Origin of the sequence: Burkholderia sp. AU38729 (assembly GCF_020419725.1) — a bacterium.
GTDB lineage: Bacteria > Pseudomonadota > Gammaproteobacteria > Burkholderiales > Burkholderiaceae > Burkholderia.
This window is the reverse complement of the sequence record NZ_JAIZQO010000014.1, coordinates 148,923-174,945: the sequence shown is the minus strand read 5'-3', so window position 1 is coordinate 174,945 and position 26,023 is coordinate 148,923. Positions and strand designations below refer to the sequence as shown.

Sequence of the window (26,023 nt, the reverse complement as noted above, 5' to 3'; positions counted from 1 at the left end):
GTGCAGGGCCGCCAACCGGCCTCGTGCGCATCCCGGTCGGCCCGGCTCACGTAATCGGGGGTACGATCGATTTTTTCCGTATTCGCCCATGAGACTCACCGACTACACCGACTATTCGCTGCGCGTGATGCTGTACCTTGCCGTGCGCGGCGAGGGGCTCGCTACGATCCAGGAGATCTCGGACGCCTACGGCATCTCGAAGAACCATCTGATGAAAGTCGTGCAGCAGCTCGGCGAGCTGGGGTGGGTCGATACCGTCCGCGGTCGCAATGGCGGGCTGCGGCTGTTCCCCGAATCGTTGCAACTGACCGTCGGCCAGGTCGTGCGAGCGACCGAGAGCGATTTCGCGCTGGTCGGCTGCTTCTCGGCCGATGGCGAATCGCGCGGCTGCGTGATCGAGCCGCATTGCCGCTTGAAGGGCGTGCTGGCGGCCGCGCGCGATGCATTTTTCGCCGAACTCGACCGTCACACGCTCGGCGCACTGATCGAGCCCGCTTCGCCGCTCGCCGCGTTGCTCGGCATCCGCCCGGTCGTGCGCCTGCATGCCGAGCCTTTGCCGGAAGACGCACCGGCGTCCGTCGAGCCGCCGTCGACGGCGCGCTGACACGCGCTCGCCGCGCGTCTCGATCCGGCCGTGGCCCGTCCCGGGGCCGCTTCAAGGATATCCATCGATTTTTGCGCTGAATCAACCCGAATTTCGCTTGAAAGCCGCATAACCATCCTCATCTTGGTGGTAATCGAAAATTGGAGGTCTCGACTAAATGAGAATCGACAAGCTCACCACCAAGTTCCAGGAAGCACTCGCGGACGCGCAAAGCCTCGCGGCAGGGCACGACAATCAATACATCGAACCCGTTCACGTTCTCGCGGCGCTGGTCGCGCAGCAGGACGGTTCCGCCCGCTCGCTGATGTCGCGCGCGGGCGTTCACATTCAGGCGCTGCAAGGCGCGCTGAACGAGGCCATTTCGCGCCTGCCGCAAGTGACGGGCACGGGCGGCGACATCCAGATCGGCCGTGAACTGGCCGGGCTGCTGAACCAGGCCGACAAGGAAGCGCAGAAGCTCAACGACACGTTCATCGCGAGCGAGATGTTCCTGCTCGCCGTGTCCGACGACAAGGGCGACGCCGGCAAGCTCGCCCGCCAGCACGGCCTCACGCGCAAGGCGCTCGAAGCCGCGATCGCCGCGGTGCGCGGCGGCTCGCAGGTGCACAGCCAGGACGCGGAAAGCCAGCGCGAGGCGCTGAAGAAGTACACGGTCGACCTGACCGAGCGCGCCCGTGCGGGCAAGCTCGATCCGGTGATCGGCCGCGACGACGAAATCCGCCGTTCGATCCAGATCCTGCAGCGCCGCACCAAGAACAACCCGGTGCTGATCGGCGAGCCGGGCGTCGGCAAGACGGCGATCGTCGAAGGGCTCGCGCAGCGGATCGTCAACGGCGAAGTGCCCGAGACGCTGAAGGGCAAGCGCGTGCTGTCGCTCGACATGGCCGCACTGCTCGCCGGCGCGAAGTATCGCGGTGAATTCGAGGAGCGCCTGAAGGCGGTGCTCAACGACATCGCGAAGGACGAAGGCCAGACGATCGTCTTCATCGACGAAATCCACACGATGGTCGGCGCGGGCAAGGCCGAAGGCGCGATGGATGCGGGCAACATGCTGAAGCCGGCGCTGTCGCGCGGCGAGCTGCACTGCATCGGCGCGACCACGCTCGACGAATACCGCAAGTACATCGAGAAGGATGCCGCGCTCGAGCGCCGCTTCCAGAAGGTGCTCGTCGACGAGCCGAGCGTCGAGGCGACGATCGCGATCCTGCGCGGGCTGCAGGAGAAGTACGAACTGCACCACGGTGTGGACATCACCGATCCGGCGATCGTCGCCGCGGCCGAGCTGTCGCATCGCTACATCACCGACCGCTTCCTGCCGGACAAGGCCATCGACCTGATCGACGAAGCCGCTTCGAAGATCAAGATGGAAATCGATTCGAAGCCCGAAGAGATGGACAAGCTCGATCGTCGCCTGATCCAGCTGAAGATCGAGCGCGAAGCCGTGAAGAAGGAGCAGGACGAAGCGTCGCAGAAGCGCCTGCAGCTGATCGAGGAAGAGATCGAGCGTCTCGGCCGCGAATATGCGGACCTCGAGGAAATCTGGACCGCCGAGAAGGCCGCGGTGCAGGGCAGCGCGCAACTGAAGGAAGAGATCGAGAAGGTGCGGGCGGACATCGCGCGGCTGCAGCGTGACGGCAAGCTGGAAAAGGTTGCCGAGCTGCAGTACGGCAAGCTGCCGCAACTCGAGGCGCAACTGAAGCAGGTCACGCAGGCCGAAGAGCAGGAGCAGCACAACCCGACGCGGCCGCGCCTGCTGCGCACGCAGGTCGGCGCCGAGGAAATCGCGGAAGTCGTGTCGCGTTCGACTGGGATCCCGGTGTCGCGGATGATGCAGGGCGAACGCGAGAAGCTGCTCCACATCGAGGAAAAGCTGCATGAGCGCGTGGTCGGCCAGCACGAGGCGATCAGCGCGGTGGCCGACGCGATCCGCCGTTCGCGCGCCGGTCTCGCCGATCCGAACCGTCCGTACGGCTCGTTCCTGTTCCTCGGCCCGACGGGTGTCGGCAAGACCGAGCTGTGCAAGGCGCTGGCGTCGTTCCTGTTCGATTCGGAAGAGCACCTGATCCGCATCGACATGAGCGAGTTCATGGAGAAGCACAGCGTCGCGCGGCTGATCGGCGCGCCGCCGGGCTATGTCGGCTACGAGGAAGGCGGCTACCTGACGGAAGCCGTGCGCCGCAAGCCGTACAGCGTGATCCTGCTCGACGAGATCGAGAAGGCGCATCCGGACGTGTTCAACGTGCTGCTGCAGGTGCTCGACGACGGCCGCATGACGGACGGGCAGGGGCGCACGGTCGACTTCAAGAACACGGTGATCGTGATGACGTCGAACCTCGGCTCGCAGGTCATCCAGGCGATGACGGGTGCGCCGCAGGAAGAGATCAAGGACGCCGTGTGGCTCGAGGTGAAGCAGCATTTCCGCCCCGAGTTCCTGAACCGGATCGACGACGTCGTCGTGTTCCATGCGCTCGACCGCAGCAACATCGAGTCGATCGCGAAGATCCAGCTCGCACGCCTGCATGACCGGCTCGCGAAGCTCGACATGGCGCTCGACGTGTCGCCGGCGGCGCTCGAACAGATCGCGAAGGTCGGCTACGATCCGGTGTTCGGTGCGCGGCCGCTGAAGCGCGCGATCCAGCAGGAGATCGAGAACCCGGTCGCGAAGCTGATCCTCGCGGGCCGCTTCGGTCCGAAGGACGTGATTCCGGTCGACGTCAACGACGGCCAGTTCGTGTTCGACCGCGTCGTTCACTGATCGCAGGCCTTCGGCCGCCGCCCGGTTCGCGCCGGGCGCGCAAAAACAAACACCCCGCCTCGGCGGGGTGTTTGCTTATGGCGCGTCGCAACGACGCAGCGCGTCAGCCCTGCTTGTTGCCGCCGAACATGCCGGCGATCTGCGACAGCGAGCCGAGCACGTTCGACGGGTCGACCTGTGCCTGGCCGTCGGCCGGCACTGCACCGTCCGGCGTCGCGTGGTTGACGACGTGCGGCAGCACCTGCGCGAGGACGGTCGACGCCATCGACGGATCGACACCGAACTTGCTCGCGAGCGCACCGATCGCGTCCGAGCCGAGCACGTTCTGCAGTGTGTCCGGCGAGATCGGCTGGTTCTGGCCGGTGCCGACCCACGAGCCGATGATGTCGCCGGCGCCGCCGGCCTTGAACTTCTCGATCAGGCCATTCAGGCCGCCCGGCTGGTTGTTGATGAATTCGAGCGCGGTCGTGATCAGCGCGCTTTGCGAGTTGCCGCCGGCCTGGCCGCCGAGCAGACCGCCAACGATGTCGAGGAGACCCATGGTTCTTCACCTTTACCGATAAGGGCGCCACGCCGTGGGCGCCCGTTGAACGAATGCCGCGCGCACGCCGTCGCGCGCGCGGCGCACATCAGGCGCCCGACGCCGCGGCGGCGGAGGCTGCCTTGTCCTTCTTGCTTTTCTTCTTCGAACCCTTCGTCGCTTTTGCCGACGACGCGGCGGCCGGTGCGCTCGCACCCGCATCGGCGGATGCCGCCGCTGCTGCGGCCGCTTTTTCCTTCTTCGTCAGGCGCTTTGTCTTGGCCGGCTTCGCCGCCGTATCCGGCGCGCTTGCGGCCGGTGCCGGTGCGGTGGCCGTCGTGCCGGCCGTCGCGGTCGTGGACGTCGACGCCGTGCCTGCCGACGTCGTGGCCGACGTGGTGGTCGATGTCGTCGCGGCCGGCTTCGACAGCTTCACGCCCTTCGGCGGCGTCGACGCGCCGCCGATCGTCAGGCCGTTTTCCTCGAGATGCCCGACCGACTTCGTGCCGAGGCCCTTGACGCGATTCGCGAGATCGTCCGCGTCCTTGAACGGGCCGTTCTTGGTGCGTTCGTCGATGATCGCCTTCGACTTCACGGGTCCGAGACCCTTCACGGATTCGAGCGCGGCCTGGTCAGCCGTATTGACTTCGACGGCCGCGGCAAGGCCTGCGGCGAGCGACAGCGATAGCGCGACGAACAGCATCAGCAGCTTTTTCAGCATGGCAAAGGCTCCCTGGTTCTGACGGATGAATGGCTGTTGCAACGGACGGCGGCGTGACGCCCGGCCGGGCGTCGCCGTTAAGCATAGGACAAATGCGTGCCCTTTTTAAGACAGGCTGACCGAATCTTGCTGAAGGCTTGCGGCGCTGTAAAGACCGAAACCTGCGCCGGGCGGCGGTTTTGACCATTCTTTACGGTGTCGCCGATGGACGTTGCACTGGCTGTTCGACAGGGCTTGACTTAGAGTGAACTCTAACTCCTAACCTTGTTCCTGCCATGTCGAAAACCGTAACCCGACTTTCCTCTGCCCCCGCCGGCCCGCTGACGATCGGCCAGGTCGCCGAAATGACCGGCCTGTCGACGCATACGCTGCGGTACTACGAGCAGGCCGGCCTGCTGCGCGCGATTTCGCGCACGGCGGCCGGGCACCGGCTCTATGCACCGGCCGACCTTGACTGGCTGGCCTTCGTGATGCGCCTGAAGGCGACCGGCATGCCGATCGCGCAAATGCAGGCGTTCGCGGCGCTGCGCGCGCAAGGCGAGTCGACCTTCGGGGCGCGGCGCAGCCTGCTCGTCGCACATTACGAGGCAGTGCGCGCGCATATCGCGGAGCTGCAGGCGAGCCTCGATGTGATCAGCGACAAGATCGTGAACTATGAGGCACAGGAGCGGGAGACGGCACGACGGGCAAGACTTTCTCACTCTCTATCGGAACAGGACGGACACAATGGAACGACTCGTTGAAGACCGCTACACGCGTGGCTGGAACAAACTGAAGGAAATCGACGGCGAAGTGGGCGAGCGCGTGATCGCGGCGCTCGCGCCGATCGCGCCGGACTTCGGGCGGCTCCTGGTCGAATTCAGCTTCGGCGACATCTACAGCCGGCCGCAACTCGACCTGAAAGCGCGCGAGATCGCGACGATCGCGGCGCTGGCCGCGCTCGGCAACGCGCAACCGCAGCTGAAGGTGCATATCGAGGCCGCGCTGAACGTCGGCTGCACGCGCGACGAGATCGTCGAGGTGTTCATGCAGATGGCCGTGTACGCGGGGATGCCGGCCGCGCTCAACGCGCTGTTCGCCGCGCATGAAGTGTTCACGCGGCGCGATGAGGCGGCCGGCAACGCGGCAGGCGCGAACGAAGCGGCCGGGCAGCCCGCATGACGAAGCGCGCGCCGGCGCGTCACGCGCGGTGCGGCGCGACGATCCGGTGCTTCGCGATGCGTCGGTACAGCGTCGCGCGCGAGATGCCGAGCGCCTGCGCGGCCGCGTCGGGCCGCCAGCGATGCGCGGTGAGCGCCGCGACGATGCGGCCGCGTTCGTCGTCGGGCAGCGTGCCGGGTACGACGCCGCCGAGTTGCGCGGCGATCTCGGCCGGCAGATCTCGCCGCGTCACGCGCGCGGCGTCGCACACCGCGCACGCATAGCGCAGCACGTTGCGCAATTGCCGCGCGTTGCCGGGCCACGGATACGCGGCGAGCTGTTCGGCGAGCGTCGCATCGAGCGTCAGCACGTGGCCGGTGGCCTGCGCTTCCTCGGCGAACACGGCGGCGATCACGTCGCGCACGTCGGCACGCTCGCGCAGCGGCGGCAGTTCGAACGTCGCGCCGCTCAGCCGGTAGTACAGGTCCTCGCGGAACGTGCCCTCGGCCACCATCCGCGCGAGATCGCGGTGCGTCGCGCAAATCACGTCGAGATCGACGCGGACGGGCGTATCGCTGCCGAGCGGCACGACTTCGCCGTCAGCGAGCACGCGCAACAGGCGCGTCTGCAGCGCGAGCGGCATGTCGCCGATTTCATCGAGGAACAGCGTGCCGCCGTCGGCGAGCGCGATCTTGCCGCGTGCGCCATGCTTGCGTGCGCCGGTGAACGCGCCGGCTGCATAGCCGAACAGTTCGCTCTCGATCAGCGCTTCCGGCAGCGCGCCGCAGTTGACCGCGACGAACGGCCGCGCACGCCGCGCGCCGGCATCGTGGATCGCGCGCGCGAATACTTCCTTCCCCGCACCGGTTTCGCCGAGCACGAGAATCGGCAGCCGCTTGCTTGCGACACGCAGCGCGAGTTCGGCCTGCTGCGCGATATGCGCGTCGCTGCTGTGCAGAAACGGCGTCAGTGCGCCGACGTGGCGTTGCGCGCTTCCCGGGCGGCGCGAGGCCGTGCCGGGCTCGCGGCCGGTGCGCCGTAGCGGCGCACGCAGCCGCGCATAGAGCGGCGCGCCGGTCGCGCGCAGCCGCAGCGCGACGATCGCATCGAGCCGCGCGGCATCGCGCAGCGGCATCTCGGTCGCATCGAAGATCTCGTCGATATGGCGCGGTTCGCGCAGCGCCGGCAGCGCGTCGCGCGCCTGCCGGTTGGCGGCGACGATGTTGCCGCATTCGTCGAACGCGATCAGCCACTCGGGTTGCGCTTCGACGTAGTGACGATTTGGATGCCCGAACAGGATCCAGTGCTGCGTGGTGCTGTGCACGAAGTAGCCGTCCTCGATCAGCGCCGCGCTCTGCCGCACGAGCTGATAGACGAGACGCTGGCTGTCGCGGCCGTCGGGCGAATGAACGGCCGACGCGTCGAGCACGCCGATCAGCTCGCCGCCCGGCGAGAAGATCGGCGCCGCGCTGCAGGTGAGCGTCGTGAACGCCGCGCGAAAGTGATCGGTCTTGTGCACGGTGATCGGCGCGAGATCGGTCAGCACGTTCGCGACGCCGCAGGTGCCTTCCTCGCTTTCCGACCAGCACGAGCCGATGTGCAGCCCCGCGTGGCGGAAGTCATTGCGGCGCTCGCGGTCGATCCGGTAGTCGATCGTCACGCCGTGCGCGTCGGTCAGCATCACGCAGTAGTCGGCGACGCGAATCATGTCGTGCAGCCGCGTCAGGCACTGGCCCGACGCGCGCAGGAAGGCCTCCTCCTTGTCGCGTACTTCGCGCAGCTCGGCCGCGGTCAGCACGCGCGGGCCGATCGACGAAGCGGGGTCGAGACTGTAACGCTCCAGCGACCGCTGCCACGACGACACGAGGCGCGTGGAGTCGGCCGGCGCGGGCAGGCGTCCGGCGAGCGCGCCGAGCACGCGGTCGGCGTGCTGGGCCTGGGGGACGGCGTAGGGCATGGTCGGCTCCGGTTCCGTACGGCGGGGATGCGATGTTCTTGTAGCACATCCCGTTCGACGGATCACATTGCATCGCAGCACGCGGCGAGCCTGAGACGTTCGTCTCACGGTATCGCGGGCTGTCTCGTGTCGTTGAGACGCGTTGGTGTGCGACAGGCGGAGATCGTCCGGCATGACGCGGCCTGCGCGGCGCCGCGACATGGCGGGGTTTGCGGGCAGGGCGGTGCGCTTGCACCGGCGTCGCGGTGACCGTTTCGTCGTATCGACGCCGTGAGACGAGCGGGCCGAATGGCCGCGCGCGCCGTCCTTCCAGCAGCGATTCCGGATCACGGGCATCCCAGTCGCGTCAGCATTCACAAGGGTTTCACGTTCATCGCACGTAGGGTGGCACGCCGCTTGCAGAGATCACGGGCAAGTCGGCGCGGTCGCGTCGACGACGATCCGCCGCCCGGCGATGGCAGCGGACGAGACAGGCAGAGCCGCGGCACGCCCACGCGTCGCGACAGGCCAACTGGATGGAGACGAACCCGTGACGACGCCCGTTACCGTCGGCGTGATCGCGAACCCCGCATCGGGGCGCGACATCCGCCGCCTCACGACGCATGCCTCCGTGTTTCCGACGGCGGAGAAGGCGAACATGATCGTGCGCCTGCTGGCCGGCCTCGGCGCGATGGGCGTCGAACGCGTGCTGACGCTGCGCGACCGGACCGGCATCGCGACGCTGCTGCTGCGTGCGATCGACACGCACCGTGCGGTCGCGCCGCACGAGCGCTGGCCCGAGGTCGAATTCGTCGACCTGCCGATCACCGACACCGTCGCCGATACCCAGGCCGGCGCCGCGTACCTGCACCGGATGGAAGTCGCGCTGATCGTCGTGCTCGGCGGCGACGGCACCCATCGTGCGGTTGCCGCACATTGCGGCGCGACGCCGCTCGTCGCGCTGTCCACCGGCACCAACAACGCATTTCCCGAACATCGCGAAGCCACCGTCGCCGGCGTCGCGGCAGGACTCGCCGCGACTGGCGCTGTGCCGGCCGAAGTCGCGTTCACGCGCAACAAGCGGCTCGTCGTGCGCTGCGTGGCGGGCGCGCAGCCGGGGCGCGAGGAGATCGCACTCGTCGACGTGTGCGCCGCGCGGCAGCGCTTCATCGGCGCCCGCGCGATCTCGGGGTCCGACGACATCGATTCGCTGTACCTGACGTTTGCGGAACCGGACGGGATCGGCCTGTCCGCGCTCGGCGGCGCGTGGGCGCCGCTCGAGCGCAGCGCGCCGCACGGGCTCGCGATGCGCTTCGCGGCCGAAGGCAAGACCGCCGGCACGCCGCTCGTCGCGCCGATTGCACCGGGCCGCGTGGATCGCGTCGTGATGCGCAGCTGCGAGCGGCTCGAGCCGGGTGCATGGCAGACGATTCCGTTCGAGCACGGCACGCTCGCGTTCGACGGCGAGCGCGAGATCGAGGTCGCGCGCGGCGATCGCTACGAGATCTCGCTCGACTGGCGCGGGCCGTTGACGGTCGACGTCGGGCGCACGCTGCGCTACGCGTCGTCACGCCAGCTGCTGCGCGATGCCGGCGAGTGGCGCTATTGAGCAATGTTTTACCGAGTGACATTTCGACATCCATAACGATCATCAAGGAGACATCGCCATGACAGCCCCACTCGAAGGACAGGTCGCCATCGTCACGGGCGGCGCGCGCGGCATCGGCCGCGGCATTGCGCTGACGCTTGCCGGCGCGGGTGCCGACATCCTGCTGGCCGACCTGCTCGACGACGCACTCGACGCCACCGCGCGCGAAGTACGCGCGCTCGGCCGCCGGGCGGCCGTTGCGAAGGTCGACGTCACGCAGGCCGCGCAGGTCGACGCGATGGTTGCGCAGGCGCTCGCCGACCTCGGCCGGCTCGACATCCTCGTGAACTGCGCGGGCGTGATCAGCATTCATCCGGTCGGCGAACTGACCGAGCGCGACTGGGATTTCGTGATGGACGTGAACGCGAAGGGCACGTTCCTCGGCTGCCGGGCGGCGCTCGCGCCGCTGAAGGCGCAGGGCCGCGGCCGGATCATCAACGTCGCGTCGATCGCCGGCAAGGAGGGCTTTCCGAATCTCGCGCATTACAGCGCATCGAAATTCGCGGTCGTCGGCTTCACGAACGCGCTCGCGAAGGAGGTCGCGCGCGACGGCGTGACCGTCAACGCGATCTGCCCCGGCATCGTGCGGACGTACATGTGGGACCGGCTGTCCGACGAATGGAAGACCGACGGTGAATCGGTCGAGGAATCGTGGCAGCGGCACCAGTTGACGCTGATTCCGCAGGGCCGTGCGCAGACGCCGGAGGACATGGGCCGGCTCGCGCTGTTCTTCGCGACGATGGACAACGTGACGGGCCAGGCCGTGAACGTCGACGGCGGCTTCACGTTCCACTGACGGCCGCCGGCCGTGCAATCCGTCGCCGCGGCCCGGCTGCGGCGGCATTCGCAGTCAGACCTACTCAGGAGACACACATGACCGCTTCGACACAGCTCAGCAGGGACAAGCTGCTGGACGCCTACCGGCTGATGCGCACGATCCGCGAATTCGAGGAGCGCCTGCACGTCGAATTCGCGACCGGCGAGATCCCCGGCTTCGTTCACCTGTATGCGGGCGAGGAGGCGTCCGCGGTCGGCACGATACTGCACCTCGGTCTCGACGACTACGTCGCGACCACGCACCGCGGCCACGGCCATTGCATCGCGAAGGGCGTCGACGTACACGGGATGATGGCCGAGATCTACGGCAAGAAGACGGGCGTCTGCCACGGCAAGGGCGGTTCGATGCACATCGCCGACCTGTCGATGGGGATGCTCGGCGCGAACGGGATCGTCGGCGCGGGCGGCCCGCTCGTCTGCGGCGCGGCGCTCGCGGCGAAGCACAGGAAGACCGGCGGCGTCGGCGTGTGCTTCTTCGGCGACGGCGCATCGAACCAGGGCGTGATCTTCGAATCGATGAACCTCGCGTCGGTGTGGCGGCTGCCCGCAATCTTCGTGGCCGAGAACAACGGCTATGCGGAAGCGACGTCGTCGAGCTGGTCGGTCGCGACCGACAACATCGCCGATCGCGCGAACGGGTTCGGGATGCCGGGCGTGATCGTCGACGGCTTCGACTTCTTCGCGGTACATGAAGCGCTCGGCGAAGCCGTCGAGCGCGCGCGCAACGGCGGCGGCCCGACGCTCGTCGAGGTGAAATTCACACGCTATTTCGGCCACTTCGAAGGCGATGCGCAAACCTATCGTGCACCCGGCGAGGTGCAGAAGCTGCGTGACGAGAAGGACTGCCTGAAGCATTTCGAAACGCGCGTCGTGCGGGCCGAAGCGCTGACGACCGCCGACCTGCGCGCGGTCGATGCGCAGGTGAAGGCGCTGATCGACGATGCGGTCGCGCAGGCCAAGGCCGCGCCGGTACCCGACGCCGCCGACCTGCTGACCGACGTCTACGTGTCGTACCCGTGAGCGCGGCCTGATACCACGGCCGACACGGCGAACCGAACATTCCAGGAGACAGACATGGCAAGGAAAATCACTTATTCGCAGGCGATCAACGAGGCGCTCGCGCAGGAAATGGCGCGCGACGACAGCGTGATCGTGATGGGCGAGGACAATGCGGGCGGCGCGGGCGCGCCGGGCGAGGACGACGCGTGGGGCGGCGTGCTCGGCGTGACGAAGGGGCTGTTCCACAAGTTTCCGGGCCGCGTGCTCGATACGCCGCTGTCGGAGGGCGGCTACATCGGCGCGGCGGTCGGCGCCGCCGCGTGCGGGATGCGGCCCGTCGCGGAGCTGATGTTCATCGATTTCATGGGCGTGTGCTTCGACCAGATCTTCAACCAGGCCGCCAAGTTCCGCTACATGTTCGGCGGCAAGGCCGTGACGCCGGTCGTGATCCGCGCGATGTACGGTGCCGGCTTGCGCGCAGCCGCGCAGCATTCGCAGATGCTGACGTCGCTGTTCACGCACATTCCGGGGCTGAAGGTCGTGTGCCCGTCGACGCCGTACGACGCGAAGGGGCTGCTGATCCAGGCGATCCGCGACAACGATCCCGTGATCTTCCTCGAACACAAGCTGCTCTATACCCGTGAAGGCGACGTGCCGGAGGAGTCCTATGCGATTCCGTTCGGCGAAGCGAACGTGATGCGCGACGGCGACGACGCGACGATCGTCACGTACGGCCGGATGGTGCATCTCGCGATGGACGCGGCCGCGAAACTCGCGAAGGACGGGATCCAGGTCGACGTGATCGACCTGCGCACGACGTCGCCGCTCGACGAGGACACGATCCTCGAAAGCGCGGAGCGCACCGGGAGCCTGGTGGTCGTCGACGAAGCGAATCCGCGCTGCTCGATCGCGACCGATATTGCCGCACTCGTCGCGCAGCGTGCGTTCCATGCGCTGAAGGCGCCGATCGAGCTCGTGACCGCGCCGCATACGCCCGCGCCGTTCGCGAGCGTGCTGGAAGACCTGTATATCCCGTCCGCCGATGCGATTGCGCAGGCGGTCCTGAAAACGAGGAGCTGACACGATGTCGATTCACATGATCACGATGCCCAAGTGGGGGCTGTCGATGGAGCAGGGGCAGGTCAACGGCTGGCTGAAGGCGCTCGGCGAACGCGTGACGAAGGGCGACGAAGTGCTCGACGTCGAGACCGACAAGATCTCGTCGGGCGTCGAATGCGCGTTCGACGGCACGCTGCGCCGGCAGGTCGCGCAGGAAGGCGAGACGCTGCCGGTCGGCGCGCTGCTCGGCGTCGTCGCGGCCGCCGACGCGAGCGATGCCGACATCGACGCGGCGATCGCCGAATTCCAGCGCGATTTCGTGCCGAGCGCGGCGTCCGACGAAGTCGCGGGCCCGCAGCCCGAGAAGGCGCAGATCGGCGGCCGGACGGTGCGTTTCCTGAAGCTCGGCGAAGGCAGCGGCACACCCGCCGTGCTGATCCACGGCTTCGGCGGCGATCTCAACAACTGGCTGTTCAATCACGCGGATCTCGCCGCGCACCGGCCGGTGTGGGCGCTCGACCTGCCCGGTCACGGCGAGTCGGGCAAGGCGGTCGAGACGGGCAGCCTCGATGAACTGGCCGACGCGGTACTCGCGCTGCTCGATGCGAAGGGCATCGACCAGGCCCACCTGATCGGCCATTCGATGGGCGGCGCGGTGGCGATGGCGGCGGCCGAGCGCGCGCCGCAACGGGTCGCGTCGTTGACGCTGATCGCGAGCGCGGGGCTCGGCACCGACATCAACCGTGCTTACATCGACGGCTTCGTCGCCGGCAACAGCCGCAACACGCTGAAGCCGCACCTTGGCGCGCTGTTCGCGGACAACGCGCTGGTCACGCGGCAGCTCGTCGAGGATCTCGTCAAGTACAAGCGGCTCGAAGGCGTGCAGGCCGCGCTGGAGAAGATCGCGCATGCCGCGTTCGACGGTGCCGCGCAGCGGCGCGTGTTCCGCGACCGGCTCGCGACGCTTGCGCCGCGCACGCTCGTGATCTGGGGCGAGCGCGACCAGGTGATCCCCGCGCAGCACGCGCAGGGCTTGCCTGACGGCGTGCGTGCCGAGGTGATCGCCGGCAGCGGGCACATGGTGCAGATGGAGGCGGCCGCCGACGTGAACCGCCTGATCGTCGCGTTTCTCGGAGACTGACGATGGCCGCCGCGCTCGAACGACCCAGCCTCACGGCGCTCGGCCAGCCGGGCGCGAGAAGCCGTGACAAGCTCGCGCGCATTCCGGTGCGCGTCGAGCCCGCGGCCGGTGCGGCGTTGCCGAAGCCGCCGTGGCTGCGCGCGCGGCCGATGATGAGCGCGGCGGTCGCCGACATGGCGGCCGTGCTGCGCGATCATCGGCTGCATTCCGTCTGCGAGGAGGCGATGTGCCCGAACATCGGCGAATGCTTCGCGCAGCGCACGGCGACCTTCATGATCATGGGCGGCCTGTGCACGCGGCGCTGCCCGTTCTGCGACGTCGCGCACGGCCGTCCCGAACCGCTCGATGCCGACGAGCCCGCGCGGCTAGCCGACGCGGCCGCGGCGCTCGGGCTGCGCTACGTCGTGATCACGTCGGTCGATCGTGACGACCTGCGCGACGGCGGCGCCGCGCATTTCGCCGCCTGCATCGCGGCGGTGCGCGCGAGCGTGCCGGGCATCGGCGTCGAAGTGCTGACACCGGACTTCCGCGGTCGCGTGGCCCGCGCGCTCGATGCGCTGTCGACGGCCTGGCCCGACGTGTTCAACCACAACATCGAGACGGTGCCGTCGCTGTATCGCACGGCGCGGCCGGGCGCCGACTATCGCGGCTCGCTCGAACTGCTCGCGCGGGCGAAGCGGGCACGGCCTGAGCTGGTGACGAAATCGGGGTTGATGCTCGGGCTCGGCGAGTGCGACGACGAAGTGCGCGACACGCTGCGCGACCTGCGTGCGCATGACGTCGACGTGCTGACGCTCGGCCAGTATCTCGCGCCGTCCGCGCACCATCTGCCCGTGCGGCGCTACGTGAGCCCGGACGCATTCGCCGCGTGGCGCGACGAGGCGCTGTTGCTCGGTTTCAGGGAAGTCGTCGCCGGCCCGCTGGTGCGGTCGTCGTATCACGCGGCCGACGTGCTGGAGGAGACGTAACGGGCGGCGCGTCAGGCGGACGTGGAAGCGGCGGCATGCGCACGACTGACGCGCCGCAGGTACAGCACGAGCCCGGCGCCCGCGAGCATCAGGCTGATCGTGTTCGCGAACCAGAAGCCGCGCGCGCCGGTCAGCCATGCGGGCGCGATGCCGCCCACGTCGAAACCGAGCGCGTAGCCGCCGCTGAGCCCGACGCCCCACAGCGCGACCGCATAGATCACGGTCGGCACGACCGCGACCTTGTAGGCGCGCAGCACGAACGCCGACGTGACCTGCAGCGCATCGAAGACGTGGTAGCACGCGACGATCGCGACGAGCGGCATCGCGGCCGCGGCGACGGCCGGGTTCGGCGTATAGCCACCGATGATCAGCGGGCGCAGCACGAACACGAGCAGGCCGTAGGTCGCGGCAATGCCGCACGCGAAGATCACGCTGTGCCGGCCGAGCAGCCGGGCTTCCTCGGGCCGCCCGGCGCCGAGCGCGCGCGCGACCAGCGTCGACGCCGCTACGCCGATCGACAGCGGCGTCATGTACAGCACCGCGCCGATGTTGCCGGCGATCTGATGGCCGGCGAGCGTCGTCGTGCCGAACTGCGCGATGAACAGTGCCATGCACGTGTACGACGTGACCTCGATCAGGTACGACAGGCCCATCGGCACGCCGAGTTTCAGGATCGCCTTCTGGCGTTCCCAGACCGGCCAGCAGAAGCGCGAGAAGATCGCGAGCGGCGCGAACACGTCGAGCTTCGCGAGCAGCGTGTAGCCGATCAGCGCGAGCGCCCAGTTGATCAGCGTGCTGGCGAGCCCGCAGCCGGGGCCGCCGAGGGCCGGCACGCCGAACCCGCCGAAGATGAACCACACGTTGAGCGGAAACTTGAGCAGCAGCGCGCCGATCTGCAGGATCATCGCGAGGCGCGGCTTGCCGGCCGCGTTGGTCAGCGCGTTGTAGATGCGGAAGACGAGGCTGGCGGGCAGCCCGTACGACAGGATGCGCAGATAGTCGACGGTGCGGTCGTGCAGCGCGGCAGGCGTGTGCGCGACACGCAGCAGCGGTTCGGGAAAATGCAGCAGGAGAAAGCCCGGCACCGCGAGCAGCAGCGCGAGCCACAGTGCTTGGCGCACTTCCTCGCCGATCTCGGCATAGCGGCGCGCGCCGTACAGCTGCCCGGTGATCGGCTGCAGTGCGGACAGGATGCCCGTCAGGCCGATATAGATCGAAATGTAGATCGACGAACCGAGCCCGAGCGCGGCGAGATCGACGGCCGAGTAGCGCCCGACCATCGCGGTGTCGATCACGCCGAACGCGATGATCGCGAGCTGGCCGACGAGCACCGGCCACGCGAGACCGACGATCCGGCGGATGTCGCCGAACATCGTCAATCGGCCGGCTGGCGGCGCGGCGGACGCCGCTTGACGGGCGTCTTCGGCCGTTCGATGCGCTCGTACAGGCGGAACCGCTCGTCACGGTCGGCGGCGCGGCGGCCTTCCCACACGAGACGCCACACGTATTGCGACATCGAGCTCGGCTCGCCGAAGTCCGAGCGGTCCTGGCGCAGGATCACGTCGCAGTCGCCGGAGAAATCGAAGCGCATGTTGCCGAAATACGCGAAGGTCGCGATCTGCGCGTCACCGAGCCGCACCGGCGAGATGCACTCGTAGTCGGACGGCAGGTGCACCGCGATCTGCTGCGCGACGTCGCGATAGGTCCGGCCGTAGTTGACGATCGGCAGCCACAGCGTCATCAGCAGCACCCACATCAGCGTGGTGCCCGCACCCGACAGCACGACGCTGCGCCACAGCACTTTCGGCTGCCGCGAGATGCGCCAGCGCACCAGGAAGCACCAGCATACGGTGGCGATCACCGCGCAGATGAACGACAGGATCTTGAAGTGCGGCTCGTAGCCGGGCACGAGGCGGGCGAGGTTGCGCGCGAGCGGATGCGGGAAGCCCGTGATCGAGGCGAGCCACACGAGCCACACGAAGGTGCCGAGGATCGTGAAGCTCAGCACCGCGAACCAGTCGATCGCATTGATTGCGCCGCGCTTGAGGGTCGGCAGCGCGAACGTCGCGAGCACCGCGAGCGGCGGCAGCAGCAGCATGTACATGCGGTTCGACTGCTGGCTCTGCAGGATCACGAGCGCGACGAGCGGCACCGCGACCGACAGCGGAATCGCGACGTGCGCACGGCGGCGCATACCGGCCCAGCTCCACCATGCCCAGATCGCGAGTGGCCACGCGGGCCAGGTGAACAGCGGCAGGTTCTTCGCCGCATAGCCGAGCACCGCGGTCGGCGGGCCCGAAAAGCGCATCAGGCTGCCGTGAATCCACTGGTTGAAGAACCATGCGGCATCGTCGGGCGCCGCGACGAACGCGGCCAGCGGCCACAGCGCGAAGATCGCGGCCGCGAGCGGCACGCCGACCAGCGGCAGGCGCAGGTTGCGCATCTCGGGCGTGACGAGCCACAGCACGGCCGTGCCGGCGAGCAGCGCGACCACCAGCACCGGATTGCCGGACAGCGCGACGAGGCCCATCGCGAGGCCCCACCACAGCGCGCCCTGCATCGGCTTGTCGATGCCGCGCACGATCCCGTAGACGAGCATCGCGATCCACGCGAACTGCGCAAGCTGCGGCGTCGTTTCGTGCCCGCGCTCCGCGAGACCGAAGCAGGCGACGAGCACCAGCAGCGCGCCGTCGGCGAGCGTGCGGCCGTAGTCGCGCGGCTCGGGCTCGCCGCCGAATGCGTACTTGAACGGCTGGACCTCGGCACGCCGGCCGAGCAGGTAGGCGGCATACCAGACGAATGCGCACGCGACGCAAAACAGCACGCCGGTATCGACGCGCGACGCGTTGCTTGCGTCGACCCACGGGCCGAGGCCGCGGATCGACAGCGCGCCGAGCCAGTAGCCGAGCGGGCCGTCGGTCGTGATGAACTTGCCGACCACGTTCGGCAGCAGCCAGTCGTGCCAGCCGCCCTTGGCCATCGTCCACATTACGCCAAAGCCTGCCGCGTCCTCGTTCTTCCACGGGTCGCGGCCGAACAGGCCGAACGCGGCGTAGACGAAGCAGAGCGTGAGCAGCAGCCAGCGCGGCAGCGCGCGCGTGGCGGAGGCGGTGAGACGGACGACAGGCTTCATGCAGATGAGCGATTTGTTATGGGCGGGTGGCCGGCGCGGATGCGCGCGGTCGAGCCGGTTTCGAGCATCCGGCATTGTAGACGCGCCCGCTGTTGCGCGTCAGGTCGATGCCCGGGCGCCGGCTGGCGCCTGCCGGGCGAGCAGAGACAAAAAAGGGCAGCCTGGGCTGCCCTTTTGTGCGGTACCGGTGCAATGCAACCACCGGATGCAGTGCGAAGCTTACTTCGCCTTGCCGCTGGCGCGAACGCCGAACTTGTTCTTGAACTTCTCGACACGGCCTGCCGTGTCCATGATCTTTTGCTGACCCGTGTAGAACGAGTGCGATTCCGACGACACTTCGATCTTGGCGAGCGGGTAGGTCTTGCCGTCGAGTTCGATGTTTTCGCGCGTCTGGATCGTCGAGCGCGTGATGAACTTGAAGCCGTTCGACATGTCTTGGAAGACGACTTCGCGGTAGTTCGGGTGGATGCCTTCTTTCATGGTCTTTCCTTGGTGAGAGCGGTAGCCAACCCGCCGCTTGCCGTGCCGGAACGCGCATATTGCGCAAACCGGAGGACGCCAAGCCCGGCGCGAGCCACTTGCCTAAGGTCGAAAAACGGCGATTATGCCAGAAAATCAGATGGTTGACGAATAATTTTCACGGTGCGTCGAGTGCGCCGGTGCCGGCCGGATCCTGCCGGTAGTAACGCGCGAGCAGCCGGTACAACTCCGGAAATTCGGACTCGAACGCTTTCGGCCGGACGAACAGCGCTTCGCTGCATACCGCGAAGAATTCCGACGGGTGGTCGGCGGCATAGGGATCGATCAGCGAATCCCGCTCGAAGCGCGCCCACGCGCGGTCCGGCACCGCGTCGACGCGCGCGCAGAACTGGTCGTACGCGTGCTCGAACACGTCGGCCCAGGCCTGCGCATCGAGGTGCGGCGCGTGCCAGCGGCGAAATAGGGGCGGATAGCCATCGGCCGCGCCGTTGACCATGTCGATCTTGTGCGCGAACTCGTGGATCACGACGTTGTACGCGTCGTGGCCGTCCGTCATCTGCGCGTCTTCCCAGGACAGGATCACGGGGCCGCCTTCCCAGGCTTCGCCGCTCGCATCCTGCTCGACTTCGTGCACGACCCCGTCCTCGTCCTGCACCGTCTTGCGGATCACGAATTCGCCCGGATACACGACGACGCCGACCCAGCCGTCATACAGCGACAGATCGAGATTCAGCACGGGCAGGCAGGCCTGCGCGGCGATCGCGACGATCATCGCGTCGGTCAACTCGAGCCCGTGCGCGGTCGAGAACGATTTCTTCGCGACGAACAGGCTCGTCAGTTCGCGCAGCCGGCCGAGCGCGTCGGGAGGCAGTGCCGCGAGGAACGGCAGGCGCTCGACGGTGTCCTGCCACAGCGCGTCGGGAATCGGGTGGCTGCGCAGCGCGCGGTCGCGGCGGCGGTCGTCGAACCAGCGGGTCAGTTTCGAGAGCATGAAGGCGGCTCGCGGAAATCCAAAGCCTGTCTTTTAACTCAATCGATCTCTTTTTGCCATGCCGCAAAAAGGCCGCCGACGAGCGCCACGCCCGCCAGGAAGTAAAAGCCGTCGAGCGACGCGAGGAACGACGCCTGTTGGGCGACCATGCGCGCGATCGACGCGATCGCCAGGCCGTGCGCCTCGCTCAGCGCATGGCCGGCAGCGGCATAGCTGTGCGTCAGCGCATCGACGGTCTGCTGGAACAGCGGATCGAACACATTTGCACGCTCGACGAGCCGCGTCTGGTGCACGGCCACGCGGTGCTGTTCGACGATGATCACCGACGACGTCGCGAACGAGATCGTCAGTTGCCGCACGATGTTCTTCAACCGGTAGCCGTGCGTATATTCGTCGATCGCGAAGATCCGGAACGTCAGGTTGGCCACCGGCAGCACGATGAAGAGCAGCAGCAACCCGCGCAGCAGCAGCGGGACGATCAACGCGGCTTCGCCGACCTGCGGCGTCATCCGCGTCATCCACAGCGCGGCCGTGATCGCGATCGCGAACCCCGGCACGACGAACCACTTCTTGTGCGTGACGAATTTCGCGTAACGCAGGTACGCGAACAGCGCGGTGGCCGAAATCAGCGACATCGTGCCCACCAGTCGCCCGGCGTTCTCGACCGGATAGCCGAGCCCGCTTTCGAGAAAACGCGACGTCAGGTAACTGAAGCCCGTCGACTCGTAGTAATAGAACATATAGAGCAGCAGCCCGACCTGGAACGTCCGCTCGCGGAACGCGTGCAGGCGCACGAGCGGCGTCGGATGATGCCACTGGTGATACGCGAACCACGCAAGCGCGCCGATCCCTGCGATCGTCAGCAGGATCAGCATCGGCGAGCCGCTATAGAGCTGGTAATGCACCTGCTGCAGCACGATCTGCAGCGCACCTTGCGCGAGCGCGAACACGACATACGGCCAGAAGTGTCCGGAGCCGCGTTCGTCGTCGGGTGTCCGGCCCGAATCGGGCAGCGTGAGTAGCGCGAGGATCGCGAACGCAATGCCGGCCGGCGCCGAGCACGCAAACAGCGCGCGCCACGTCGAATGTGCGACGAGCAGGCCGCCGACGATCGGCGCGAGCGCGCTGCCGAGCAGGATCATGATCAGGAACGCGCGCGTTGCGGGCGGCCGTTCCTGCGGCTTGAAACTGATCTGGATCAGGATCCGGCACGCGCCCATCATCGGGCCGATGAAATAACCCTGAAAGCCGCGCGCGAACGCGAGCTCGAGCGACGTGTCGGCGAGCGCGGCCGCGATCGCGCCGAACGAGAACATCAGCATGCAGCCGGCGACGTAGCGGCGATGGCCGAGCCGGTCGACCCACCATTGCTGCTGCAGGATGCCGAGCACGGCGGTGACCGCGTAGGCGCTCGACGACCACACGAGTTCATCGGGCGATGCGTTGATGCCGCCCGCGATGTAGCTCGCGAAGAACGAGAAGATTGCGTTGTCGAAGTAGTCGATGCCGGTAACGAGTGCGAGCGCCCACGGGAACAGGTCCGCACGCAGGTTCGCGCGGCTCCACAGTGGCGAGCGACCGGGCATCGCGCTCACTCGCGCGCCTTGCGCGCGCGCCGCGTGCCGGCTTCGGCCTGCCGCTGCGCGATCAGCGCATCGGCGTTTTCGCCGGCAAGACGCCGTTCGACGTAGTCGATGTCGTGCTGCAGTTCCTTGCGCAGCGCGACGGCTTCCTTCAGTTCGCGCTGGACGGCCGCGATCCGCCGGTCGAGCGTGTCGACCTGCTCGGCGAGGCCGGCGCGGATCTCGCGCAGCGACGCGTCCGAATAGCGGCGCCGGCCGTCGCCCGTTTCTTCCAGCGGGCGCTTCAGCATCTCGGTGATGCCGTGCAGCGAAAAACCGAGCGCGCGCAGCCGCAGGATGCGTGCGAAGCGCTCGAGGTCGGCCTCGTCGTACAGGCGGTAGCGGCCTTCGCTGCGCGACGGCGTGACGAGCCCGCGCTCTTCGTAATACTTCAGCGTGCGCGGCGTGACGCCGAGCCGTGACGCCGCATCGCTCACGGTCAGCAGCGGGGTGGAGGTGTCATTCGGCATCGGGAGGAGGATGGGGTTCGAGCGATGGCGCGATTATAGATCAACCTGTACGTTCACGTTCAGGTTGGCGCCGAAAAACGGCCGCCGGGCAAGATGCGCGGGCGGCCGTTTTTGGGGCGCGGAGCGACGGTGATCAGCCGCCGCGGCGCATCAGGTCGAAGAACTCGGAGTTGCTCTTCGTCTGGCGGATCTTGTCGAGCAGGAATTCCATCGCTTCGACTTCGTCCATGTCGTGGATGAACTTGCGCAGCACCCAGATCTTCTGAAGGATCTCGGGCTTGATCAGCATTTCTTCGCGACGCGTGCCAGACTTGTTCAGATTGATCGACGGATACACGCGCTTTTCCGCGAGACGGCGCTCGAGGTGCACTTCCATGTTGCCGGTGCCCTTGAACTCTTCGTAGATCACGTCGTCCATGCGGCTGCCGGTTTCGATCAGCGCGGTGCCGATGATCGTCAGCGAACCGCCTTCCTCGATGTTGCGCGCCGCGCCGAAGAAGCGCTTCGGACGTTGCAGTGCGTTCGCGTCGACACCACCCGTCAGCACTTTGCCCGATGCCGGGATCACGGTGTTGTATGCGCGTGCGAGACGCGTGATCGAGTCGAGCAGAATCACGACGTCGTGCTTCATTTCGACGAGGCGCTTGGCCTTCTCGATCACCATTTCGGCGACCTGGACGTGGCGCGTGGCCGGTTCGTCGAACGTCGATGCGATCACTTCGCCGGCGACCGAGCGCTGCATTTCGGTCACTTCTTCAGGGCGCTCGTCGATCAGCAGCACGAACAGGATCACGTCCGGGTGGTTCTGCTTGATCGCGTGTGCGATGTGCTGGAGCATCACGGTCTTGCCCGACTTCGGCGACGCGACGAGCAGGCCGCGCTGGCCCTTGCCGATCGGCGCGATCATGTCGATGATGCGGCCCGTGACGTTTTCCTCGCCGCGCATTTCGCGTTCGAGCGACAGCGGCTTGTTCGGGTGCAGCGGCGTGAGGTTCTCGAACATGATCTTGTGTTTCGAGGCCTCGGGCGGCTGCCCGTTGACTTTGTCGACCTTCACCAGCGCGAAGTAGCGCTCGCCGTCCTTCGGCGTGCGGACTTCACCTTCGATGGTGTCGCCGGTGTGCAGGTTGAAGCGGCGGATCTGCGACGGGCTGATGTAGATGTCGTCGGTGCTCGCGAGGTACGACATTTCCGGCGAGCGCAGGAAGCCGAAGCCGTCCGGCAGCACTTCGAGCGTACCGTCGCCGAAGATCGTCTCACCCGTCTTGGCGCGCTTTTTGAGAATGGCGAACATCAACTCCTGCTTGCGCAGGCGGTTCGCGTTTTCGATCTCCAGGCCATTGGCCATTTCGATCAGTTCGGAGACGTGCAGAGACTTGAGCTCGGATAAATGCATACGGAGAACCCGCCAGGGAGGAGACGACGAAAGAAATAAAGGGAGGAGGGCGAGCGGAAGCGCTCAGAGACTTAAATGCGTCTTGTAGACGTTTTTTAATTCTAGCATAGGCCGATTCGCGCTTGAGCGAGCGATCGGCGGCTTGTCGACGGACGTGTTGCCGGCTGACAACACGTCCGCGGAACGGCCTGTATTACAGGTGGCTGTCCAGGAATGCGGTGAGCTGCGACTTCGACAGCGCGCCGACCTTCTGCGCGGCGGCCGCGCCATTCTTGAACAGGATCAGCGTCGGGATGCCGCGCACGCCGAACTTCGCGGGCGTCGCCTGGTTGTCGTCGACGTTGATCTTCGCGATCTGCAGCTTGTCGCCGTAGTCCTTCGCGACTTCGTCGAGGATCGGGGCGATCATTTTGCACGGGCCGCACCATTCGGCCCAGAAATCGACGAGCACGGGCTTGTCGGATTTGACGACGTCCTGTTCGAACGATGCGTCGCTGATGTGTTTGATCTGTTCGCTCATTGGGTCAATACCTCTTACGGTTCGGGGACTGCCTGCTTGCGCGTTGCGGCGTACCGGCTGCCGTGGGCGGCCGGCCGCTGCGGCAGGTCACTCCACTCTCCGGAAAGGAGGCGTGTAAGCGCTGCATGCCGCGGCTCGCGGGTCGTTCGGGCGTCATATTAGCCTAAATTGCTATCTGCTGCGGGCGGCGATAGTAGTCGCTACGCGAGTAGGGGTACGACGCGACGTTCGACCGTTGTGTCCAGCAGGTGGAGGCCGGCTCGCAAATTACAAGGGGTGGGCGCGCGGGCCATTCGCGTCGGGTGAGCTTCGTGGCCCGGTGCGCGTCGGTTTGTCCGGTCATATTCGCTTTGGTGCGAACAAACGGTCGCATTCATCCGGAAGCGGTGATAGAATATGCCGTGACGGGCCTCCTCGCATGGTGGGGCGGTGAACCTGGTCAGGTCGGGAACGAAGCAGCCACAATCGTTTTCCGCCAGTGCCGAGGGTTGGGCTCGTCACCTTCCCTCTCGCCCCGTTCGCCGGGCGTTTTTTATTTCTGCACCCCACTCCGGTTTCCCTGCGCGTTTGCCTGTCTTCCGCACCGTTTCGCGTGTCGGCGCGACGCAGCGTTACTGATACAATTTCCCGATGACCTATCAAGTTCTCGCACGCAAGTGGCGTCCGAAGGATTTCGCTTCGCTCGTCGGCCAGGAGCACGTCGTCAGGGCGCTTACGCACGCGCTCGACGGCGGGCGTCTCCATCACGCCTATCTGTTTACCGGAACCCGCGGTGTCGGCAAGACGACGCTGTCGCGGATCTTCGCCAAGGCACTCAATTGTGAAACCGGCGTCACGTCGCAGCCGTGCGGCGTGTGTCGCGCCTGTCGCGAGATCGACGAAGGACGTTTCGTCGATTACGTCGAGATGGATGCCGCAAGTAACCGCGGCGTCGACGAAATGGCCGCGCTGCTCGAGCGCGCGGTGTACGCGCCCGTCGATGCGCGCTTCAAGGTCTACATGATCGACGAAGTGCACATGCTGACGAATCACGCGTTCAACGCGATGCTGAAGACGCTCGAAGAGCCGCCGCCGCACGTCAAGTTCATCCTCGCGACCACCGATCCGCAGAAAATCCCCGTCACCGTGCTGTCGCGCTGCCTGCAGTTCAACCTGAAGCAGATGCCGGCCGGGCACATCGTGTCGCATCTCGAGCGGATCCTCGGCGAAGAGCAGATCACGTTCGAGCCGCAAGCGCTGCGCCTGCTCGCGCGCGCCGCGCAGGGCAGCATGCGCGACGCGCTGTCCCTCACCGATCAGGCGATCGCCTATTCGGCGAACGAGGTGACCGAGTCGGCCGTGTCGGGCATGCTCGGCGCGCTCGACCAGACTTACATGGTGCGTCTGCTCGACGCGCTCGCCGCAGGCGGCGGCCCGGAAATTCTCGCGATTGCCGACGAGATGTCGCTGCGCAGCCTGTCGTTCTCGACCGCGCTGCAGGATCTCGCGAGCCTGCTGCATCGCATCGCGTGGGCGCAGTTCGCGCCGGGCTCGGTGCTCGACGAATGGCCCGAAGCGGGCGACCTGCGTCGCTTCGCCGAGACGCTGAGCCCCGAGCAGGTCCAGTTGTTCTATCAGATCGCGACGGTCGGTCGCGCCGAGCTCGGCCTGGCGCCGGACGAGTACGCCGGTTTCACGATGACGCTGCTGCGGATGCTTGCGTTCGAGCCGGCGGTTGCCGCCGGCAGTGCGCCGGTCGGCCAGCCGTCCGCGCCGCGTGCGGTGCCGGGCTCGCGCGTGGCGGCGGCATCGGCCGCTGCGGCGAAGCCGGTATCGGCTGCACCTGCCGAAGCAGTGCGGCCGCAGGCTATTGCCCCGGTAGCACCCGCGGCACCGGTTGTGCGTGCGGCGCCGGTGCAGTCCGGCGGCGAAACAGACCGGCCGGCCGTGAAACCGGCTGCCGTCGAAGCAGCCGCACCGGCCCCGGTTGACGCGCCAGTCATCGAAACGCCGCAGCCGCAGACGGCTGCAGCACCGCAAGCGGAACCGGCCGGCGATCACCCGACGCCTGTCCGCAAGGAGCCCGAGCCGCCTGCTGCCGTTGCGCAGCGAAGTGACGAGCCGGCTGTGCCGGTCGACCCGATGCCGCGTGCTGCGCCGCCTGAGCCTGCCGCGCGTCCGGCGGCACGTTCCGGAGGCGCCGCCGCCGCGCTCGACGTGTTGCGCAATGCGGGGATGCGCGTGTCGTCCGACCGCGGGCGCGCAGGCGCCGCCGCCGTGAAACCGGCAGCCCAGCCGGCCGCCGAGAAGCCGGCCGTGCCGCGTCCCGCCGCCGTCCAGGTGCCGACGCCGCGCGCTGCGGCCCGTGCGCCGCAGGCGGCCGATTCGCGCCAGGCGTCGCCGCCGTGGGAGGACATTCCCCCCGACGACTACGTGCCGCTCAGTGCCGACGAAATGTTCGGCGGCCCGCCCGACGATGGCTTCGTGCCGGTGTTCGACAGCGGCCCCGACGACGTGCGCGTCACGCCGAATCCGGCGGAAACCCGTCCGTCCGCACCGGTCGACACGCGTCCGTTGCCGCCCGCGATCGCACTCGATCCGGTCGGTTTCGACGGCGAATGGCCGGCGCTGGCCGCACAGCTGCCGCTCAAGGGCGTCGCCTACCAGCTCGCGTTCAACAGTGAACTGACGGCGGTCGATGCGACCACGTTGAAACTTTCCGTGCCGGTGCCGCAATATGCGGACGCCGCGCAGGTGGCGAAGCTGAAGGCCGCGCTGGCCGATGCGCTCGGCAAGCCGGTCGAGGTGGCCGTCGAAGTCGGGCCGGCACGGCGTACGGCGGCGGCGCTCGATGCGGCCGCGCGCGCGGCACGCCAGCGCGAGGCCGAGCAGGAGATTCACGGCGATCCGTTCGTTCAGCAGCTCGTGCGCGATTTCGGTGCGCGTATCGTCGAGGGTTCGGTGCGCCCGCTCGCCGACGCGGCGCCGGACGGACCGCCGCCGACGCTGCATTGAACTGAGCGCCCCGCGACAGGCACAATCACGCCCACACATTGGCCGGCACGCGCCGCGTGCCGGTTTTCACACGATCAAGAAGGAGTATT

22 protein-coding genes and 1 other RNA gene are annotated in these 26,023 nt (G+C 67.4%); 12 read left to right on the top strand and 11 right to left on the bottom strand.

Annotated features, from left to right (window positions below; all coding sequences use genetic code 11):
• Positions 1-88 precede the first annotated feature (88 nt).
• Positions 89-604, top strand: a complete 516-nt coding sequence (locus tag LGM56_RS31475) for an Rrf2 family transcriptional regulator (protein WP_226207709.1) — start codon at positions 89-91, stop codon at positions 602-604.
• Positions 605-761: 157 nt separating this feature from the next.
• Positions 762-3,359 carry an ATP-dependent chaperone ClpB gene (clpB, locus tag LGM56_RS31470; RefSeq protein ID WP_226207708.1) on the top strand — a complete coding sequence of 866 codons (2,598 nt, stop codon included), beginning with the start codon at positions 762-764 and terminating at the stop codon, positions 3,357-3,359.
• Positions 3,360-3,462: 103 nt separating this feature from the next.
• Here clpB and LGM56_RS31465 read toward each other — a convergent pair whose 3' ends face one another.
• Positions 3,463-3,900 carry a YidB family protein gene (locus tag LGM56_RS31465; RefSeq protein ID WP_069248127.1) on the bottom strand — a complete coding sequence of 146 codons (438 nt, stop codon included), beginning with the start codon at positions 3,898-3,900 and terminating at the stop codon, positions 3,463-3,465.
• Positions 3,901-3,988: 88 nt separating this feature from the next.
• Positions 3,989-4,600, bottom strand: coding sequence for a ComEA family DNA-binding protein (locus tag LGM56_RS31460; RefSeq protein WP_226207707.1), 612 nt, complete (start codon positions 4,598-4,600; stop codon positions 3,989-3,991).
• Positions 4,601-4,875: 275 nt separating this feature from the next.
• Here LGM56_RS31460 and LGM56_RS31455 point away from each other — a divergent pair, with 275 nt between their 5' ends.
• The gene (locus LGM56_RS31455; protein ID WP_226207706.1) at positions 4,876-5,343 is read left to right on the top strand and encodes a MerR family transcriptional regulator; all 468 of its coding nucleotides are present in this window, start codon (positions 4,876-4,878) and stop codon (positions 5,341-5,343) included.
• Complete coding sequence (locus tag LGM56_RS31450; protein ID WP_089495000.1) at positions 5,327-5,761, top strand: carboxymuconolactone decarboxylase family protein; 435 nt, start codon at positions 5,327-5,329, stop codon at positions 5,759-5,761. Before LGM56_RS31455 ends, LGM56_RS31450 begins: the two co-directional genes overlap by 17 nt.
• A gap of 19 nt (positions 5,762-5,780) precedes the next feature.
• Here the strand turns inward: LGM56_RS31450 and LGM56_RS31445 are convergent, their stop codons facing one another.
• Positions 5,781-7,697, bottom strand: a complete 1,917-nt coding sequence (locus tag LGM56_RS31445; protein WP_226207705.1) for a sigma-54-dependent Fis family transcriptional regulator — start codon at positions 7,695-7,697, stop codon at positions 5,781-5,783.
• 529 nt (positions 7,698-8,226) lie between these two features.
• Between LGM56_RS31445 and LGM56_RS31440 the strand changes: the two genes are divergently transcribed.
• The 6 genes from LGM56_RS31440 (at position 8,227) to lipA (ending at position 14,328) form a co-directional block, all read left to right on the top strand.
• Positions 8,227-9,285 carry an ATP-NAD kinase family protein gene (locus LGM56_RS31440; RefSeq protein WP_226207704.1) on the top strand — a complete coding sequence of 353 codons (1,059 nt, stop codon included), beginning with the start codon at positions 8,227-8,229 and terminating at the stop codon, positions 9,283-9,285.
• Between the two features lie 58 nt (positions 9,286-9,343).
• Entirely contained in the window at positions 9,344-10,120 is a 777-nt protein-coding gene (locus LGM56_RS31435) for an SDR family NAD(P)-dependent oxidoreductase (RefSeq protein WP_089456336.1), read from the top strand.
• A 77-nt stretch (positions 10,121-10,197) separates the two neighbouring features.
• A complete protein-coding gene (locus tag LGM56_RS31430; RefSeq protein WP_089440245.1) occupies positions 10,198-11,181 on the top strand; it encodes a thiamine pyrophosphate-dependent dehydrogenase E1 component subunit alpha in 984 nt (327 codons plus the stop codon).
• Between the two features lie 54 nt (positions 11,182-11,235).
• Positions 11,236-12,240 (top strand): alpha-ketoacid dehydrogenase subunit beta, encoded by a 1,005-nt coding sequence (locus LGM56_RS31425; RefSeq protein ID WP_226207703.1) that lies wholly within the window; start codon positions 11,236-11,238, stop codon positions 12,238-12,240.
• 4 nt (positions 12,241-12,244) lie between these two features.
• A complete protein-coding gene (locus tag LGM56_RS31420) occupies positions 12,245-13,360 on the top strand; it encodes an acetoin dehydrogenase dihydrolipoyllysine-residue acetyltransferase subunit (RefSeq protein ID WP_226207702.1) in 1,116 nt (371 codons plus the stop codon).
• 2 nt (positions 13,361-13,362) lie between these two features.
• The gene (lipA, locus tag LGM56_RS31415) at positions 13,363-14,328 is read left to right on the top strand and encodes a lipoyl synthase (RefSeq protein ID WP_226207701.1); all 966 of its coding nucleotides are present in this window, start codon (positions 13,363-13,365) and stop codon (positions 14,326-14,328) included.
• Between the two features lie 11 nt (positions 14,329-14,339).
• Here lipA and LGM56_RS31410 read toward each other — a convergent pair whose 3' ends face one another.
• The 8 genes from LGM56_RS31410 to trxA form a co-directional block, all read right to left on the bottom strand.
• Positions 14,340-15,701: an MATE family efflux transporter gene (locus tag LGM56_RS31410; protein WP_089473006.1), complete on the bottom strand. Its 1,362-nt coding sequence runs from the start codon at positions 15,699-15,701 to the stop codon at positions 14,340-14,342.
• Positions 15,702-15,703: 2 nt separating this feature from the next.
• Positions 15,704-17,536 (bottom strand): ArnT family glycosyltransferase, encoded by a 1,833-nt coding sequence (locus tag LGM56_RS31405; RefSeq protein WP_226207700.1) that lies wholly within the window; start codon positions 17,534-17,536, stop codon positions 15,704-15,706.
• Between the two features lie 144 nt (positions 17,537-17,680).
• Positions 17,681-17,941 (bottom strand): type B 50S ribosomal protein L31, encoded by a 261-nt coding sequence (locus tag LGM56_RS31400; RefSeq protein ID WP_006753671.1) that lies wholly within the window; start codon positions 17,939-17,941, stop codon positions 17,681-17,683.
• A gap of 157 nt (positions 17,942-18,098) precedes the next feature.
• Positions 18,099-18,932 carry a zinc-dependent peptidase gene (locus LGM56_RS31395; protein ID WP_046545861.1) on the bottom strand — a complete coding sequence of 278 codons (834 nt, stop codon included), beginning with the start codon at positions 18,930-18,932 and terminating at the stop codon, positions 18,099-18,101.
• A gap of 38 nt (positions 18,933-18,970) precedes the next feature.
• Positions 18,971-20,527 carry an MFS transporter gene (locus LGM56_RS31390; RefSeq protein ID WP_226207699.1) on the bottom strand — a complete coding sequence of 519 codons (1,557 nt, stop codon included), beginning with the start codon at positions 20,525-20,527 and terminating at the stop codon, positions 18,971-18,973.
• A complete protein-coding gene (locus tag LGM56_RS31385; RefSeq protein ID WP_226207698.1) occupies positions 20,524-21,024 on the bottom strand; it encodes a MerR family transcriptional regulator in 501 nt (166 codons plus the stop codon). The genes LGM56_RS31390 and LGM56_RS31385 overlap by 4 nt, the downstream gene beginning before the upstream one ends.
• A 133-nt stretch (positions 21,025-21,157) precedes the next feature.
• Complete coding sequence (gene rho / locus LGM56_RS31380; RefSeq protein ID WP_006478662.1) at positions 21,158-22,420, bottom strand: transcription termination factor Rho; 1,263 nt, start codon at positions 22,418-22,420, stop codon at positions 21,158-21,160.
• Positions 22,421-22,613: 193 nt separating this feature from the next.
• Complete coding sequence (trxA, locus tag LGM56_RS31375) at positions 22,614-22,940, bottom strand: thioredoxin TrxA (protein WP_006402348.1); 327 nt, start codon at positions 22,938-22,940, stop codon at positions 22,614-22,616.
• A 403-nt stretch (positions 22,941-23,343) separates the two neighbouring features.
• On the opposite strand from trxA, the gene ffs reads away from it, so the two are divergent.
• Positions 23,344-23,442: signal recognition particle sRNA small type (gene ffs, locus LGM56_RS31370), an RNA gene on the top strand.
• A gap of 128 nt (positions 23,443-23,570) precedes the next feature.
• Positions 23,571-25,934, top strand: a complete 2,364-nt coding sequence (locus LGM56_RS31365; RefSeq protein ID WP_226207697.1) for a DNA polymerase III subunit gamma/tau — start codon at positions 23,571-23,573, stop codon at positions 25,932-25,934.
• Positions 25,935-26,023 lie beyond the last annotated feature (89 nt).

What these genes read in the sequence shown, in the direction of transcription:
- LGM56_RS31445 (WP_226207705.1), bottom strand. Translation starts at nt 7,697, where the DNA reads ATGCCCTACGCCGTCCCCCAGGCCCAGCACGCCGACCGCGTGCTCGGC.
- LGM56_RS31430 (WP_089440245.1), top strand. Translation starts at nt 10,198, where the DNA reads ATGACCGCTTCGACACAGCTCAGCAGGGACAAGCTGCTGGACGCCTAC.
- LGM56_RS31385 (WP_226207698.1), bottom strand. Translation starts at nt 21,024, where the DNA reads ATGCCGAATGACACCTCCACCCCGCTGCTGACCGTGAGCGATGCGGCG.
- LGM56_RS31450 (WP_089495000.1), top strand. Translation starts at nt 5,327, where the DNA reads ATGGAACGACTCGTTGAAGACCGCTACACGCGTGGCTGGAACAAACTG.
- LGM56_RS31425 (WP_226207703.1), top strand. Translation starts at nt 11,236, where the DNA reads ATGGCAAGGAAAATCACTTATTCGCAGGCGATCAACGAGGCGCTCGCG.
- lipA (WP_226207701.1), top strand. Translation starts at nt 13,363, where the DNA reads ATGGCCGCCGCGCTCGAACGACCCAGCCTCACGGCGCTCGGCCAGCCG.
- LGM56_RS31395 (WP_046545861.1), bottom strand. Translation starts at nt 18,932, where the DNA reads ATGCTCTCGAAACTGACCCGCTGGTTCGACGACCGCCGCCGCGACCGC.
- LGM56_RS31455 (WP_226207706.1), top strand. Translation starts at nt 4,876, where the DNA reads ATGTCGAAAACCGTAACCCGACTTTCCTCTGCCCCCGCCGGCCCGCTG.
- trxA (WP_006402348.1), bottom strand. Translation starts at nt 22,940, where the DNA reads ATGAGCGAACAGATCAAACACATCAGCGACGCATCGTTCGAACAGGAC.
- LGM56_RS31410 (WP_089473006.1), bottom strand. Translation starts at nt 15,701, where the DNA reads ATGTTCGGCGACATCCGCCGGATCGTCGGTCTCGCGTGGCCGGTGCTC.
- LGM56_RS31460 (WP_226207707.1), bottom strand. Translation starts at nt 4,600, where the DNA reads ATGCTGAAAAAGCTGCTGATGCTGTTCGTCGCGCTATCGCTGTCGCTC.
- LGM56_RS31400 (WP_006753671.1), bottom strand. Translation starts at nt 17,941, where the DNA reads ATGAAAGAAGGCATCCACCCGAACTACCGCGAAGTCGTCTTCCAAGAC.
- rho (WP_006478662.1), bottom strand. Translation starts at nt 22,420, where the DNA reads ATGCATTTATCCGAGCTCAAGTCTCTGCACGTCTCCGAACTGATCGAA.
- LGM56_RS31420 (WP_226207702.1), top strand. Translation starts at nt 12,245, where the DNA reads ATGTCGATTCACATGATCACGATGCCCAAGTGGGGGCTGTCGATGGAG.
- LGM56_RS31435 (WP_089456336.1), top strand. Translation starts at nt 9,344, where the DNA reads ATGACAGCCCCACTCGAAGGACAGGTCGCCATCGTCACGGGCGGCGCG.
- LGM56_RS31365 (WP_226207697.1), top strand. Translation starts at nt 23,571, where the DNA reads ATGACCTATCAAGTTCTCGCACGCAAGTGGCGTCCGAAGGATTTCGCT.
- clpB (WP_226207708.1), top strand. Translation starts at nt 762, where the DNA reads ATGAGAATCGACAAGCTCACCACCAAGTTCCAGGAAGCACTCGCGGAC.
- LGM56_RS31465 (WP_069248127.1), bottom strand. Translation starts at nt 3,900, where the DNA reads ATGGGTCTCCTCGACATCGTTGGCGGTCTGCTCGGCGGCCAGGCCGGC.
- LGM56_RS31475 (WP_226207709.1), top strand. Translation starts at nt 89, where the DNA reads ATGAGACTCACCGACTACACCGACTATTCGCTGCGCGTGATGCTGTAC.
- LGM56_RS31405 (WP_226207700.1), bottom strand. Translation starts at nt 17,536, where the DNA reads ATGCCGGATGCTCGAAACCGGCTCGACCGCGCGCATCCGCGCCGGCCA.